This window comes from Variovorax sp. RKNM96, from assembly GCF_017161115.1.
Lineage (GTDB): Bacteria > Pseudomonadota > Gammaproteobacteria > Burkholderiales > Burkholderiaceae_C > Variovorax.
Genome location: NZ_CP046508.1, coordinates 6910224 through 6923295 on the forward strand (window position 1 = coordinate 6910224; position 13072 = coordinate 6923295).

At 68.4% G+C, this 13072-nt stretch carries 16 protein-coding genes; 3 read left to right on the plus strand and 13 right to left on the minus strand.

Annotated elements, in window-relative coordinates:
- Positions 1 to 2: 2 nt before the first annotated feature.
- Complete coding sequence (locus GNX71_RS32245; protein ID WP_241027108.1) at positions 3 to 377, minus strand: hypothetical protein; 375 nt, start codon at positions 375 to 377, stop codon at positions 3 to 5.
- A 140-nt stretch (positions 378 to 517) separates the two neighbouring features.
- Here GNX71_RS32245 and GNX71_RS32250 point away from each other — a divergent pair, with 140 nt between their 5' ends.
- A complete protein-coding gene (locus tag GNX71_RS32250; protein WP_206176152.1) occupies positions 518 to 1300 on the plus strand; it encodes an SDR family oxidoreductase in 783 nt (260 codons plus the stop codon).
- 93 nt (positions 1301 to 1393) lie between these two features.
- On the opposite strand, the gene GNX71_RS32255 is transcribed toward GNX71_RS32250, so the two are convergent.
- The 7 genes from GNX71_RS32255 to GNX71_RS32285 form a co-directional block, all read right to left on the minus strand.
- Complete coding sequence (locus GNX71_RS32255; RefSeq protein WP_206176153.1) at positions 1394 to 1771, minus strand: DUF3597 domain-containing protein; 378 nt, start codon at positions 1769 to 1771, stop codon at positions 1394 to 1396.
- Positions 1772 to 1955: 184 nt separating this feature from the next.
- The gene (locus tag GNX71_RS32260; RefSeq protein ID WP_206176154.1) at positions 1956 to 3020 is read right to left on the minus strand and encodes a zinc ribbon domain-containing protein; all 1065 of its coding nucleotides are present in this window, start codon (positions 3018 to 3020) and stop codon (positions 1956 to 1958) included.
- Positions 3021 to 3050: 30 nt separating this feature from the next.
- Positions 3051 to 3836, minus strand: coding sequence for a DUF2145 domain-containing protein (locus GNX71_RS32265; RefSeq protein ID WP_206176155.1), 786 nt, complete (start codon positions 3834 to 3836; stop codon positions 3051 to 3053).
- Positions 3833 to 4291 (minus strand): hypothetical protein, encoded by a 459-nt coding sequence (locus tag GNX71_RS32270; protein ID WP_206176156.1) that lies wholly within the window; start codon positions 4289 to 4291, stop codon positions 3833 to 3835. The genes GNX71_RS32265 and GNX71_RS32270 overlap by 4 nt, the downstream gene beginning before the upstream one ends.
- Positions 4292 to 4332: 41 nt before the next feature.
- Positions 4333 to 4830, minus strand: a complete 498-nt coding sequence (locus GNX71_RS32275; protein WP_206176157.1) for a YiaA/YiaB family inner membrane protein — start codon at positions 4828 to 4830, stop codon at positions 4333 to 4335.
- A 117-nt stretch (positions 4831 to 4947) separates the two neighbouring features.
- Positions 4948 to 6903 (minus strand): MFS transporter, encoded by a 1956-nt coding sequence (locus tag GNX71_RS32280; RefSeq protein WP_206176158.1) that lies wholly within the window; start codon positions 6901 to 6903, stop codon positions 4948 to 4950.
- 14 nt (positions 6904 to 6917) lie between these two features.
- The gene (locus GNX71_RS32285) at positions 6918 to 7775 is read right to left on the minus strand and encodes a hypothetical protein (RefSeq protein WP_206176159.1); all 858 of its coding nucleotides are present in this window, start codon (positions 7773 to 7775) and stop codon (positions 6918 to 6920) included.
- A gap of 138 nt (positions 7776 to 7913) precedes the next feature.
- Here GNX71_RS32285 and GNX71_RS32290 point away from each other — a divergent pair, with 138 nt between their 5' ends.
- The gene (locus tag GNX71_RS32290) at positions 7914 to 8648 is read left to right on the plus strand and encodes a helix-turn-helix transcriptional regulator (protein WP_124464615.1); all 735 of its coding nucleotides are present in this window, start codon (positions 7914 to 7916) and stop codon (positions 8646 to 8648) included.
- Between the two features lie 4 nt (positions 8649 to 8652).
- Here the strand turns inward: GNX71_RS32290 and pyrF are convergent, their stop codons facing one another.
- The 5 genes from pyrF to GNX71_RS32315 are packed head-to-tail and all read right to left on the minus strand — an operon-like array spanning position 8653 to position 12398.
- Positions 8653 to 9477 carry an orotidine-5'-phosphate decarboxylase gene (pyrF, locus tag GNX71_RS32295; RefSeq protein WP_206176160.1) on the minus strand — a complete coding sequence of 275 codons (825 nt, stop codon included), beginning with the start codon at positions 9475 to 9477 and terminating at the stop codon, positions 8653 to 8655.
- A gap of 34 nt (positions 9478 to 9511) precedes the next feature.
- Entirely contained in the window at positions 9512 to 10303 is a 792-nt protein-coding gene (locus GNX71_RS32300) for a uracil-DNA glycosylase (RefSeq protein ID WP_206176161.1), read from the minus strand.
- Positions 10303 to 10845 (minus strand): ribosomal protein S18-alanine N-acetyltransferase, encoded by a 543-nt coding sequence (rimI, locus tag GNX71_RS32305; protein WP_206176162.1) that lies wholly within the window; start codon positions 10843 to 10845, stop codon positions 10303 to 10305. The genes GNX71_RS32300 and rimI overlap by 1 nt, the downstream gene beginning before the upstream one ends.
- Positions 10842 to 11567, minus strand: coding sequence for a tRNA (adenosine(37)-N6)-threonylcarbamoyltransferase complex dimerization subunit type 1 TsaB (gene tsaB, locus GNX71_RS32310; RefSeq protein WP_206176163.1), 726 nt, complete (start codon positions 11565 to 11567; stop codon positions 10842 to 10844). Before tsaB ends, rimI begins: the two co-directional genes overlap by 4 nt.
- A 57-nt stretch (positions 11568 to 11624) precedes the next feature.
- Positions 11625 to 12398 (minus strand): DeoR/GlpR family DNA-binding transcription regulator, encoded by a 774-nt coding sequence (locus tag GNX71_RS32315; RefSeq protein ID WP_206176164.1) that lies wholly within the window; start codon positions 12396 to 12398, stop codon positions 11625 to 11627.
- Between the two features lie 80 nt (positions 12399 to 12478).
- Here GNX71_RS32315 and GNX71_RS32320 point away from each other — a divergent pair, with 80 nt between their 5' ends.
- Entirely contained in the window at positions 12479 to 13066 is a 588-nt protein-coding gene (locus GNX71_RS32320) for a GDP-mannose pyrophosphatase (RefSeq protein ID WP_206176165.1), read from the plus strand.
- Positions 13067 to 13072 lie beyond the last annotated feature (6 nt).

A 13072-nucleotide genomic window follows, 5' to 3' on the forward strand; every position in this document is an offset into this window, starting at 1 on the left:
GGCTACTTCGCGGCGCCCGGCGGCTTGATCGCGAGCGGCGTGGTGTACGGCTCGATGCGCAGCAGCTCGTTCCTGAACACCACGATCTGACGCAGCGGCGCCTGCACCAGCGCGCCGCCCTCGCCGTGCTGCGAGGCGTATTGCCAGAGCGTGAGCTGCCCCTTCTCGGCCAGCATCGCGGCCAGGCGCTGCACGGGCGGCGTCGCGCCGGCGCCGAGCTGGGCCGACTCGATGCCGACGACGACGTCGTCGCGCGGCGAGACCACCTTGAACAGCAGCACCGGCGCCGCCGAGGCCTGCGCACGGACCTGCCGCGCCACGATGAAGGCGGGGAGAAGCGCGAAGCTGCACAGGGCGCGGCGATGGAAGGAGTTCATGCCGGCAAGGCTATCCACGCCGGGCCTTCCTGCCCACAGGCCGGAAGCCATACGCCAGGCGGAAGCCCGCGTTTCCCCCATGGCGGCCGCATCCGGTACGCTCGTGCCCTGTTGTTTCCATCGCCGTCGTCTTCATTCCCATGACCACAGCCACCTCAACCTCCCCCTACACCGCCCGCTATCCGTCGCTCGCCGGGCGCACCGTCTTCATCTCGGGCGGTGCCAGCGGCATCGGCGAATCGCTGGTGCGGGCCTTCCATGCGCAAGGCGCCAAGGTCGGCTTCTGCGACCTCGACACCGCCGCCGGCACGGCGCTCGCCGCCGAACTGCAGGGCGAGACGCCCGCCCTCTTCAGCGTCTGCGACGTGACCGACACGGCCGCGCTGGCCGCGACCATCGCCGGTGTGCGCGCCCGTTTCGGACCCATCGGCGTGCTGTTGAACAACGCGGCCAACGACCGGCGCCACGAGATGGCCGACGTGACCAGCGAGGACTTCGACCGCCTCGTGGCCGTCAACATCAAGCACCAGTTCTTTGCCGCGCAGGCCGTGGCCGAGGACATGCGCGCGCTGGGCGGCGGATCGATCGTCAACTTCGGCTCGATCAGCTGGCTCATGAAGGGCCGCGGCTACCCGGTCTACCAGGCCTGCAAGGCGGGCGTGCTCGGCCTCACGCGCTCGCTGGCGCGCGACCTGGGCAAGCAGAACATCCGGGTCAACACGATCATGCCGGGCTGGGTGATGACCGAGCGGCAGATCAAGCTATGGGTGAAGCCCGAATCCGCTGCCGAAATCGATGCGGCCCAGTGCCTGCCGGGGCGCGTGATGGCCGAGGACATCGCGGCGATGGCGCTGTTCCTGGCGGCCGACGATTCGCGCATGTGCACCGCGCAGGACTACGTGGTGGATGCGGGCTGGACCTGAAGCCTTCGCCTTCCGTTCTCCTCTTCTTCGAGGCAGGAAAGAAAAAAGCCCGGCATGGCCGGGCTTTTTTGTTGGCGTGGTCCGGGGACCAGGTCAGTCGCGCAGTTCGGCTGGCAGCGTGCCGCCATTGGCTGCGATGCGGCTCATCACCTGCTTGTGCAGGCCAATGTTCCATTCGGCCGAACCCGGCTCGCCGTCACTGTAGAGAATTTCGCTGGCCAGCTCCTTGCGCGCGGCGAGGCTGCTGTCCAGGCCCAGCAACTTGAGCAGGTCAACGATCGAGGTGCGCCAGTTCAGGGCGGCGGCACCAGGCATCGCGTCCAGGATGGCGGGCACGTCGCCCAGCGGGATCGAGGGCGGTGGTGCCGCAGCGGCCGGTGCGCCCGGTGCAGCCGCCGGCGGTGCGGCGACGACTTCAGCGGCGTTGGCCGACGGAAAAATCTTGGAAAAAATCTTGCCGAAAAAGCTCATGGTAGGAGGTCCTCGTCGTGCGTGGTAGAGGCCGGGCGACGCATGAAAGTGAACGCCGGCTGCGTGCGAAATGCAGCGCAGGCCAAGGTTCTAACACTTTGCGGCGACAGCTTCGCCAAAGTTGGCCACGCAGCGTGCGGAATACCCGCTTGCGGTGGAAAGATGCAGCGCCTCCGCGCGCGGCTCAGGCCAGCGCTGTGCCGCCACCGGGCTCCGCATGGGCCGAAGTACCGCAGGCGTGGCAGAACTTCGAAAACGCGCTCTTGCGCGCCTCGCACACGCCGCAGTGATCGAAGAGGCCGATGCCGCAATGCGGGCAGAAGTCGATCTCGTCGTTCTTCAGGTCGACCGGACGTTCGCAGCCGGGACACACGCCCTTGCCGAGCCGCGCGAGCGCGACGTCGTAGCTCAACTCTTCGCGGCGCACCTGGTCGGGCTGCTGTTCGGCGAGCTTCTGGCGCGCGAGGTAGGCGTTGAGCGCAACGATGGCGTAGCGCCCCACGAGCACCGTGAGCACGATCCCCACCACGTAGCGCACATAGCCGCCATAGCTCGGCAGGTACGGCACCAGCTCCACGAAGAACGCGAACAGCGCGAAGAAGATGAAGCCCCAGACGAACGGCCAGTAGGTGCTCTTGCGCTTCTTCGCGAAGAGCCAGCCCGCCACGACCAGCAGCGGCAGCGTGAGTGCCAGGCGGTAGGCGAACACGCGCAGCTCGATGCGGCGGTACTCGGCATCGAGCTTCACCTGCGCGGCGCGCTCCAGTTCCGCGAGCGTCGTGCGGGCGCGCTGCTCGGCCTGGCGCGCGTCGAGCATGATCTTCTGCTGTGCGTTGACCTGGCGCTGGACCGCGTCTTCCTTCTGCTTGAACGCGTCGAGCGCCTTGGTGCGCGCGATGAGCTCGGTGTCCTGGTCGGGCTGCGCGGTGGCGCGGCGGGTGGCGATCCAGTTGCCGAAGGTCTCGCGCGCATTGGCGCTGGCCTGCTGCGCGGCATTGAGCTGCAGGCGGATCTGGTCGAGGTCGCGCGCGGCCTGCAGCTCCGTGGCTTCGGAGGCCTTGATGGTGTCGCGCAGCGGCTCGGCCGCGCGCAGGTCGATGAAGTCGTCGATGCCGCGCACACGCTCGACCTGCGGCAGGTCGCCGACGACCGTGCTGCCCAGGCCGATCAGGAAGCTCGCGAACACCAGCGCCACGAGCCAGAGGCCGCGGCGGAACCATTTTTCGGACAGGCGCAATGACTTGCTCATTTCGTTTCCTCTTGCAGGAGTTTTCTTTTCTTATTGCAGCTTGAACGCCACCGGCGCCGCACCCAGCCCCGCGCGCGGCATCCACGCGAAGACCGAGTCGACCGTCACTGTCTCGATGCGGTCCGAAAACCGCTTCTCGTTTGGGTGATCGTCGAAGGCGATGTTGGCCGAGCCCACGCGACCGCCAAGCCGGGTGAGCGGACCTAGCTTCAACGTGGTCGGTTCATAGCCCTTGAACTGCATCCACGCCTGCGCCTGCGCGCGGCTGTTGATGGTGGCAGGCTCCATGGCGGCGGCCAGCGTCTCGACGGCCCACTGGTTCGACTGCTGGTACTTCTGACCCCAGGCGTAGCTCACGATGCTGTAGGGCGCGACGTTGAGCCGCACGATGCGCGAAGGCGACTCGTTGAGCGCGGCCAGCAGCTGCGTCTGCACCTGCGGCGTGGGCACGATCCAGGCGGCCTCGTAGCGCCACAAGTCGTCGAGGAAGAACTCGCCGAGCCCCTGGCGGTAGACCGCGGCCGCCGCGGTGCCGCACTGGTTGAGCTTGTGCACCACGCGCCACGGGCCTTCGTCGGTCTTGTAGGCGATGCCCAGGTGCGAGTAGCGCAGGCCGTATTTGCTCAGGTCCTGCCCGGCGCGCGCCAGCAGCACGACACGGGCGCCGCTCGCGTCGAGTTGCTGCGAGGTGCGCTCGGCCAGTTGCATGCCCTTGAGGATGAGTTCCAGGCTCGGCCTGACCTGCTCGCACGAGCGTCCGGCCTGCGCCTGCAGCGCCGCGAACGCGAGCAGGCACACCGCAAGCGCGCGCTTCATGACAGCCTCTCGTTGTGCAGCAGCGCGCGGCCGATGGCGTTCGGCACGAAGGCCAGCACCTCGCCCGCGGCCGAGAGCACGATGCCGCTGCCGATCACGCTGACCACCACGGCCGTGCCGACCGACGCGGCCGCGCCGTTGGCGGCGCGCCCCATCACCTTGACGCTGGCACGTGCGCCGTCCGACGCGCGTTCGAGCACGTAGACGGTGCCGTCGGCCGAAGCCTCGACGGCGACCACCGCGAGCGTCGAGCCGCCCACCGACAGCGCGGCGGGCACCGCGACCACCGCCGTGGCGGAAGCACCGACGACGGACGCCGCGCCGATGACCGAGGCGACGGGCAGCATCGAGAGCGCAACCGAAGCATTGCTCTGCGCCTGTGCGTGGAGAGGCACCGCGACACCCGCGAACGTGGTGCAGACGGCGAGAGCAAGCGTGGCAATCGACTTTTTCATGACGTTCTTTCGTTGGTTGACGACAGATGGAGAAACGGCGCTCATTCGGCCGAGGCGGAAGCGGCGGCTTCCTGGCGAGCGGCACGGCGGCCTTGCAGGCGGGCGTCGATCAGGTCGGCTTCATGGCGGTCGCGCAGCGACTTGGCCAGCGTGAAGGCCGAGCTGATGAGAAACAGCCAGCTCACGCCCAGGAAAGCCTTGTAGGCATCGTTGATCTCCATGCGGACGAGGCCCCAGCCGGTCAGGCCCATCGCGGTGAAGAAGCTGCCCCAGACCACGAGGCGCCACATCGGCACGTCGCGGCTGGCGGTGCCTTCGGCCTGCTGGCTGTCGCGAATGAACTTGGCCAGCATGAAGGCGGTGCTCAGGCAGAACACATAGCCCATCACCATGAACGCCCGGTCCAGCGCCTCGCCCGGCAGCCAGCTCAAGCCGGTGGCGCAGAGGAAGACGGCGACTGCGAAAGACGCCCAGACCTGGAACTGCCAGGCCCGCGTGTCACGCTGGATCGAAACGGTGGTGGATGAGAAGGGTTGCATGAGTGCCTCGCGGCGTTGTGAAGGTGGGCGAATGATGGTTCGCCACCGCACCGCGGGACTCGAATGCTTCGACCAGTTGCGGTTTGAGCCGCTACTGGTATCTCAGGGAGATACTTTTCAGGTCGCCAGCAATCCGCTCACGCGCCGTTGCAGCGCCTCGGGCTGCACCTCGACCGGCGGCACCGGCACGCCCACGTTGAGGCCTACGCGGCTGTAGAAACCGCGGCGGAAGGGCTTGGCCATGGCCACCTGCTCGCCGCCGCGCAGTTCGATGCGACTGAAGTACGAGCCCCAGAGATTGGTCAGCGCCATCGGGATCACCGGCGGCTCGATGCCTTCGGCGCGTGCGCTCTCGACGATCTTCATCACGCCGCCCTTGAAGGGCTGCAGCGTGCCGTCGCGGGTGATCGCGCCCTCGGGGAAGATCGCAAGCAGGTCGCCCTCGCGCAACACGGCCAGCGCCTTGGCAAAGGCCGCTTCGTAGGCCGCGGGGTCTTCCTTCTGCGGTGCGATCGGGATCGCCTTGGCCAGCTTGAACAGCCAGCCGAGCACCGGCACCTTGAAGATGCGGTGATCCATGATGAAACGAATGGGCCGCGGGCTCGCCGCCATCAGCAGCACCGCGTCGATGAAGCTCACGTGGTTGCACACCAGCACGGCCGCGCCCTCGGTGGGAATGTGCTCGTCGCCCTTGATGTCGAAGCGATAGACGAAGCGCGACAGCACCCAGGCCACGAAGCGCAGCAGGTACTCGGGCACCAGCATGAAGATGTAGAACGCCACCACCGCGTTGGCGATGCCGGTGAAGAGAAAGATCTGCGGGATCGTGAAGCCCGCGCCCAGCAGCGCGCCCGCGATGACCGAGCTGCCGATCATGAAGAGCGCATTGAGGATGTTGTTCGCCGCGATGATCCGCGCCCGGTGCGTGGGCTGGCTGCGCAGCTGGATCAGCGCGTACATCGGCACGCTGTAGAGCCCTGCGAAGAGCGACAGCAGCCCCAGGTCGGCCATCACGCGCCAATGTGCGGCCTGGTGCACGAAGGCACCCAGGCCCATCTCGGCCACCTTCGGCAGCGCGCGCGAGGCGAAGTACAGGTCGATCGCGAACACGCTCATGCCGATGGCGCCCAGCGGCACGAGGCCGATCTCCACCTGACGACGGCTCAGCGTCTCGCACAAGAGCGAACCGACGCCGATGCCGATCGAGAACACCACCAGCAGCAGCGAGGCCACCTGCTCGTCGCCGTGCAGCACTTCCTTGGCGAAGCTCGGGAACTGGCTCAGGAACACCGCGCCGAAGAACCACATCCACGAAATGCCCAGCAGCGAGCGGAACACCACCACGTTGCCGTGCGCGAGCTTGAGGTTGCGCCAGGTCTCGCTGAAGGGGTTCCAGTTGATGACCAGCCCCGGGTCGGTGGCCGGCGCCCGCGGAATGGCCTGCGCCACGCCCCGGCCGACCAGCGCGAGCAGCACGCAGGCCACGGCCACGCTCGTGTGGCCGATCTGCGGCACCGCCACCAGGAGGCCGCCCGCCACCTGGCCCAGCAGGATGGCGACGAAGGTGCCCATCTCGACCATGCCGTTGCCGCCGGTGAGTTCGCGCGAATCGAGCACCTGCGGCAGGTAGGCGAACTTGACTGGCCCGAACAGCGTGGAATGCAGCCCCATGAGGAACACGCAGCCCAGCAGCACCACGGCATTGGCGGTGATGAAACCCCAGGCCGCGATCAGCATGATCGCGATCTCCAGGTTCTTGACGAAGCGGATCATCTTCGTCTTGTCGAACTTGTCGGTGAGCTGTCCGGCCGTGGCCGAGAACAGCAAGAACGGCAGGATGAACAGCGCCCCGATCGCCAGGCCCGCCATGGCCGGCGGCATCCAGCTCAGTTGCAGCTGGTAGGTCACCATGACGGTGAAGGCGAACTTGAAGAGGTTGTCGTTCGCCGCGCCCGCGAACTGCGTCCAGAAGAATGGTGCGAAGCGCCGCTGCTTGAGCAAGGCGAACTGGTTGGCGTGGGCGTTCGCTTCGTGAGGCGCCATGGGGGTGGCGGCAGCGGCGGGGGTTGTCATTCGAAGAATTCTCCTCAGGCCGTCAGTGCGGCTGCGTCGGGATTGTGCCGCAGCAAATCGGCTTGCCAGCCCTTCTCGAGCGAGCTGAGCGCCAGCAGAACCGGCAGCCCCGCCAGCGCAGCCGTCAGGTGCTTGAGCGTGTGGCCGGAGACCAGGTGCTGCGTCGCCTCGTAGATCTGCCGGTCGCCCATCTCGAAGGCCTTGGCCAGTGCGTAGAAGAAGATCACCCAGCCCAGCTTGAGCCCCAGGGCGCCGCGCATCGGCCGGGCCATCGCCAGCACGAGCACCAGCGCCATGCCGCCGAACTGCACCAGCGCCCAGGGCATGACGTTGCCGGTTTCCTGCGACACCTCGGCCGCCAGCAAGCCGGCCGTCAGGATGAACCAGGCCGCCGGCCAGCCGGCGCGCTGACTCACCCGTTCGCACACCGCGATGCCGATCAGCCCCGCGAAGGCCACCGCCATGCCGGCGCGGTCCGCCGCGAGCCGGGGGGCGTCGGGCAGCAGGTGGTAGAAGGCCGAGCCGGCGGCGGTGGCGATCAGGCCGGCGAAGAAGAGCCAGGCGCAGTCCAGGGTGTTGTCCGGCGGATCGCTGGCGGGCGGCGCCAGCGGGAACTCGGCCAGTGCCTCCTGGTGCGAGCGGTCGATCCGGTTCAGGCGGTACAGCCCAAGGAAGCCGATGGCCACGAACGGCAGGTTGCTCAGCACGTCCATTGCGTTCGGCAGCCCGTGCCAGGCCCGGTTGTCGGCGAAGACCGAGGCGAACGCCACGTCTGCAGCCGGCAGCGCGGGGCCGAAGAAGGCGAGCAGCGTGAGCAGCGCGAAGGTGATGAGCAGGGCGCGTTCGCGGCGGCTGAAAGCGGGCAAGAGCATGGCGGTCCTCGGTGGATGGGTAACGAGCCGCGGAATTTAGTTGCCAGCCTCTCTGGAGGCATCGAGAATCGATACGAGGCACTAATTCACACCCAACGGTATCCTTTTCTAATACCCACCCAGCGCCACTCACCCCACATGAGCACCACTGTCGACCTCGTACTCGCCCTCAAGAACGAACTCAAAAGCGCCCGCATGACCTACGCCGACCTGGCCCGGTCGCTCGACATGGCCGAATCCAGCGTCAAGCGGATGCTGGCCAAGAGCGACATGCCTCTGTCGCGCGTCGATGCGATCTGCCGGGCCCTGAAGATCGATTTCGCCGAACTGGCCCGCCGCGTGGCCGATGCCCAGCCGCTGCTCAAGGAACTGACGCACGAGCAGGAAAAGGCGGTGGTCAAGGACAAGAAGCTGCTGCTGGTGGCCATCAGCGTGCTGAGCCAATGGACGCTGGAGCAGATCGTGGCCGCCTACCGGATCAGCGAGGCCGAGTGCATCGGCTGCCTCGCGCAGCTGGATCGCATCGGCATCATCGAGCTGCGTCCGCTCAACCGGTATCGCCTGAAGCTCGCCAAGACCTTCCGCTGGCGGCCGCACGGCCCGGTGATGGAGTTCTTCCGCGAGAACGTGGTGCTCGACTACTACCGGGGCGGCTTCGACGGCCCGGCCGAGGGCCTCTTGCTGGTGCACGGCTCGATCAGCCGCTCGCTGGCGCCGGCCTTCCTGGAGCGCCTGCAGCGCGTGGCGCAGGACTTCGCGCAGCAGCACCAGACTGACCAGAAGCTGTCGGCCAAGGACCGCGAGGGCTACACGCTGCTCTTGGGCATGCGCAATTGGGAGTTCGAGCTCTTCACCCGCCTGCGCCGCGCCTGAAGGCTCAGGGCTTGGCGGCTTCCAGTGCGTCGCGGGTGGCGCGGGCCGCGTTCTTGGCCGCATCCGCGAAATCTTCGCCCGACGAGGCATAGATGATCGCCCGCGACGAATTCACGATGATCGGCGCATCGGCGCGCCAGCCGGCGCGTACCGTGGCCACCGCGTCGCCACCCTGGGCGCCGACGCCCGGAATCAGCAGCGGCACCGTCGGTGCAAGTTCGCGCACCCGCTCGATTTCCGCCGGGTAGGTCGCGCCCACCACGAGGCCGAGCTGGCCGTTGAGGTTCCAGGGCCCTTGCGCCAACCTGGCGACGTGCTCGTAGAGGAAGGGCTGGCCTTCGATGTCCGCCAGCCGCTGGCCCTGCAGGTCGGCGCCGCCCGGGTTGCTGGTGCGGCACAGCAGGAAGGCGCCCTTGCCCTCGTGCTTGAGGTAGGGCGCCACCGAGTCGAAGCCCATGAAGGGCGAGAGCGTCACCGCGTCGGCGCCGTAGCGCTCGAAGGCTTCGATGGCGTACTGCTCGGCGGTCGAGCCGATGTCGCCGCGCTTGGCGTCTAGGATCACGGGCACGTGGGGCGCGTTGCGGCGCATGTGCTCCATGAGTTTCTCGAGCTGGGCTTCGGCGCGGTGCGCGGCGAAGTAGGCGATCTGCGGCTTGAAGGCGATGACCAGGTCGGCCGTCGCGTCGACGATGCGCGCGCAGAAGTCATAGATGCTGGCGGCGTCGCCCTTGTATCCCCCGGGGAATCTGGCCGGCTCGGGATCGAGCCCCACGCAGAGCAACGAACCGTTTTTTTGCTGTGCGGCGGCCAGCTTGTCGAGAAAAGTCATGGGGGCCGATTTTAAGGACCCCATTCAGGCAGACCTAATTCGACGGGGTTTGCTGTTCCGCGGCCAGGCACAGGTCGGCCCAGGCGCGCGCCTTGTCGGCGGGGTTCCGCAGCAGGTACGCGGGGTGATAGGTCGCCACCACCGGCACGCCATGGACCGACGCGAGCGGCACCGCGCGGCCACGCAGCTTGCCCAGCGGATCGCCGCTCTGCATCAGGCTTTGCGCGGCCAGCGGGCCCATCGCCAGCACGACGCTCGGCGCGAGCGCGGCGGCATGTTCCCCGAAGGCTTCGTCCATCTGGCGCGGGCTGCCGGGCTGGCCGGCGGCCACGCCGCGGTGCGTGCGCATCAGGTGCACCGGCGTCCTGCCGTCGTGCAGCTTCAGGGCGCGCAGCATGTTGTCGAGCAAACGGCCGGCGTCGCCCGAGAAAGGCTCGCCATGGCGGCCGTCGGCCTCGGGCGGCATGTCGGCCACGACGAGCCAGCCGCCTTGCGGGGAGGCCGGGGCTTCCGCTGCGTCGGCATAGAGGCGGCAGGGCGCTTCGACGAGCACGGCGGCGCCTTGGGTCGCTGCAGGCGCCGCGGGCGGACGCGCGACCGGGGCGGGCGCCGCCACGGGCCTTGCGACGGGCGCGGGTGCAGGTGCAGCAACTGGCGCTTCCGCCACGTACCGTTCGGCGACCGGTTCCGGCGCCGCCGCGATCGCTTCCTCGACGACCGGCGCAGCCTCGACCACTTCAGGCACCGGCCACCAGACCTTGACCCCCATCTCGTCGAGCATCGCGCGCTGGCGCGCATCGAGCTTCAGTGTCTGCACGGCGGTCATTACTTCAGGGCTCCCCAGGCGGAGCCTGTTTCGTTCAAACGCAAACTCATCACGACCGCGTCTTCACGCTTGCCTTCGAACGCCGGGTAGTAGCCCTTGCGCACGCCGACGCTGCGAAAACCCTGGCGCGCATAGATCTCCAGTGCCCGCCGGTTGCTCTCGCGCACCTCGAGCCAGAGCCACTGCGCGCCCTCGGCGCGCGACCAGCCGGTGAGCGCCTCCAGCATCAGCGGCGCCCAGCCCTGGCGCTGGAAGGCCGGCGCCACGGTGAAGTTCAACAGATGGACCTCGTCGACGCCCTTCATGGCGACGAAATAGCCGATGAGCGTTTCGCCCAGGCTGGTGACCGGCGAGGTCACGCCCTCCGCCAAGCCGGGGGCCAGCAGGCACTGGCAGTGGTAGCCGACGGCCATCGAATCGGTGAAGTTCGCGCGCGTCCACGGGTGGGTGTAGGCCGTCAGCTCGACCGCGCAGACGGCGTCGATCCGCTCGACGGTGAGCGGCTCGAGGCGGGCTTCGACGGGCTGGAGGACGGCGCTCATGCGGTGGTGGGTGGCGTAACTGCTGCGGTAGCGGCCGCCTTGATGGCGGCGCGCTCCTCGGTGGTTTGCGCCACTTTATCGCGAACATAGAGCGGCCAGGCCTGTGCCGCGGGAACGATCCGCCCGGCCGCGAGCAGCGCGGGGGCCAGCCGCAGCATCGCGGTGGCGGTGGGCAGCACCTCGTGGCGGGCGGTCGCGGGCGCCAGGCGCGGGCCGTAGGCGGCGAAGGCGTTGCCGGCGAGCGACCAGCCGGCGGGCACCTCGAGCGCCTCGGGAGACAGCAGCAGCGGCTCGTCGTCGCCGCCGAGCGGGCCGGCCGCATCGAAGTCGTAGCGCGCGGCATAGAGCTGGTCCATGCGCGCATCGAGTACGGCGACGACCTGCCGGGCGCCGAAGGCGTGGCGCGCCTCCTCAGCCACGGCCAGCAGGGTGTCGACCGGCAGCAGCGGCACGTTGGCGCCGAAGGCCAGGCCCTGCGCCACCGAGCAGGCCGTGCGCAGCCCGGTGAAAGAGCCCGGCCCGCGGCCGAAGACGATCGCATCGAGATCGGCCAGCGCCAGTCCGGCGTCGGCCAGCAGTTGCTGGATCAGCGGCAGCAGCGTGGTCGAGGCCTGCGCGCCGCCCGCGCCGCTGTGTGCGAGCAGTTGCTCGCCGTTTTGCACGGCCACCGACAGGTGCTCGGTGCTGGTGTCGAAGGCGAGGAGGCGGGACGCGAGAGGCATCCCGCGATTATCGAGGGCGCCCCGGGGCCGCGCCCCAGACGGGGCAAACGGGGCGAATCAGCCGGGACCGGGGTCGTCGCTGCGCAAGATGGCAAGCCCGGCCGTGCGCAGTGGCGCCAGCGCCTTGGCGGGCGCGTCCGGCGATACCAGCAGGCTCGTCGCCGCGGTGACGGGGTTGATCACCCAGGCCGATGCCACGCCGAGCTTTTCGGACGAGGCGAGCACGACGGTCTCGGCCGACGCGGCCATCAGCGCGCGCTTGATCTCGGCTTCCTCGATGTCGCCGGTGGTCAGCCCCGCCTCGGCGTGCACGCCGGCGACGCCCATGAAGTACGTATCGGCATGGATGCGCGCGATGGCGCCCATGGCCGCGGCGCCCACCGCCACCAGCGAATGCTTGAAGAGCCGCCCGCCGATCAGCACCACCTCCAGCTGCGCGTGCGAAACCAGCTCGATCGCCACCGAGGGGCTGTGCGTCACCACCGTCCCCTGCAGGTTCTTCGGCAGGTGGCGCGCGAGCTGCACGGCCGTGGTGCCGCCGTCGATGAAGACCACCTGCCCCGGCTTGACGAGGCGCGCGGCCGCGCGGCCGATGGCCACTTTCTCGTCGGGCGCGAGCTGCTGGCGGCTCGCGAAATCGGTGTCGGCCGGCGCAATGGGCAGCGCGCCGCCGTGCACGCGCTGCAACAGGCCTTCGGCTGCCAGCTCGCGCAGGTCGCGGCGGATGGTGTCTTCGGAGAGCGCGAGCTCTTCGCTGAGCGACTTGGCCACGACGTTGCCGTCGCGCTGCAGGACCGAGAGGATGTGTTGCTTGCGCTGGCGGGTGAGCATCGGCCGATGGTAGCGGGCCTGCACGATTTCTGCACGAATTTTCTTGTTATTGCACGAATCTGCATCTATGCTCGCCGCCCATGACCCTCCAAGACCGCGTCCGGGTGCACGAAGTCACCCTCCTTTCCGACAACTGGTACACGCTCAAGACCACCCGCTTCGAGTGGCGGCGCAACGACGGCCAGTGGCAGCGCATGGACCGCGAGACCTACGACCGCGGCAACGGCGCGACGCTGCTGCCCTACAACCTCGCCCAGCGCACGGTGCTCTTGACGCGTCAGTTCCGCTACCCGGCTTTCGTCAACGGCCATGACGACCTGCTGATCGAAGCGGCCGCGGGCCTGCTCGACAACGCGGCGCCCGAAGAGCGCATCCGCGCCGAAGTGGAAGAAGAACTGGGCTACCGGCTCGGCACCGTGCAGAAGATCTTCGAGAGCTTCATGAGCCCGGGCTCGGTGACCGAGAAGCTGCACTTCTTCATCGCGCCCTACGAGAGCGCGATGCGCATCGGCAGCGGCGGCGGGCTGGCCGAAGAGGGCGAGGACATCGAGGTGCTCGAACTGGGCATCGACGAGGCGCTCGCGATGGTGGCGGACGGCCGCATCGCCGATGCCAAGACGGTGATGCTGCTGTATCACGCAAAGCTGCACGTCTTCGCCACGGTGTAGCGCCCG

Excerpts from the sequence above, each read along its gene's own strand:
- pyrF (WP_206176160.1), bottom strand. The coding sequence starts at position 9,477 with ATGACTTTTCTCGACAAGCTGGCCGCCGCACAGCAAAAAAACGGTTCG.
- GNX71_RS32250 (WP_206176152.1), top strand. The coding sequence starts at position 518 with ATGACCACAGCCACCTCAACCTCCCCCTACACCGCCCGCTATCCGTCG.
- GNX71_RS32300 (WP_206176161.1), bottom strand. The coding sequence starts at position 10,303 with ATGACCGCCGTGCAGACACTGAAGCTCGATGCGCGCCAGCGCGCGATG.
- GNX71_RS32265 (WP_206176155.1), bottom strand. The coding sequence starts at position 3,836 with ATGAAGCGCGCGCTTGCGGTGTGCCTGCTCGCGTTCGCGGCGCTGCAG.
- GNX71_RS32290 (WP_124464615.1), top strand. The coding sequence starts at position 7,914 with ATGAGCACCACTGTCGACCTCGTACTCGCCCTCAAGAACGAACTCAAA.
- GNX71_RS32260 (WP_206176154.1), bottom strand. The coding sequence starts at position 3,020 with ATGAGCAAGTCATTGCGCCTGTCCGAAAAATGGTTCCGCCGCGGCCTC.
- GNX71_RS32285 (WP_206176159.1), bottom strand. The coding sequence starts at position 7,775 with ATGCTCTTGCCCGCTTTCAGCCGCCGCGAACGCGCCCTGCTCATCACC.
- tsaB (WP_206176163.1), bottom strand. The coding sequence starts at position 11,567 with ATGCCTCTCGCGTCCCGCCTCCTCGCCTTCGACACCAGCACCGAGCAC.
- GNX71_RS32245 (WP_241027108.1), bottom strand. The coding sequence starts at position 377 with ATGAACTCCTTCCATCGCCGCGCCCTGTGCAGCTTCGCGCTTCTCCCC.
- rimI (WP_206176162.1), bottom strand. The coding sequence starts at position 10,845 with ATGAGCGCCGTCCTCCAGCCCGTCGAAGCCCGCCTCGAGCCGCTCACC.
- GNX71_RS32315 (WP_206176164.1), bottom strand. The coding sequence starts at position 12,398 with ATGCTCACCCGCCAGCGCAAGCAACACATCCTCTCGGTCCTGCAGCGC.
- GNX71_RS32255 (WP_206176153.1), bottom strand. The coding sequence starts at position 1,771 with ATGAGCTTTTTCGGCAAGATTTTTTCCAAGATTTTTCCGTCGGCCAAC.
- GNX71_RS32280 (WP_206176158.1), bottom strand. The coding sequence starts at position 6,903 with ATGACAACCCCCGCCGCTGCCGCCACCCCCATGGCGCCTCACGAAGCG.
- GNX71_RS32275 (WP_206176157.1), bottom strand. The coding sequence starts at position 4,830 with ATGCAACCCTTCTCATCCACCACCGTTTCGATCCAGCGTGACACGCGG.
- GNX71_RS32320 (WP_206176165.1), top strand. The coding sequence starts at position 12,479 with ATGACCCTCCAAGACCGCGTCCGGGTGCACGAAGTCACCCTCCTTTCC.
- GNX71_RS32270 (WP_206176156.1), bottom strand. The coding sequence starts at position 4,291 with ATGAAAAAGTCGATTGCCACGCTTGCTCTCGCCGTCTGCACCACGTTC.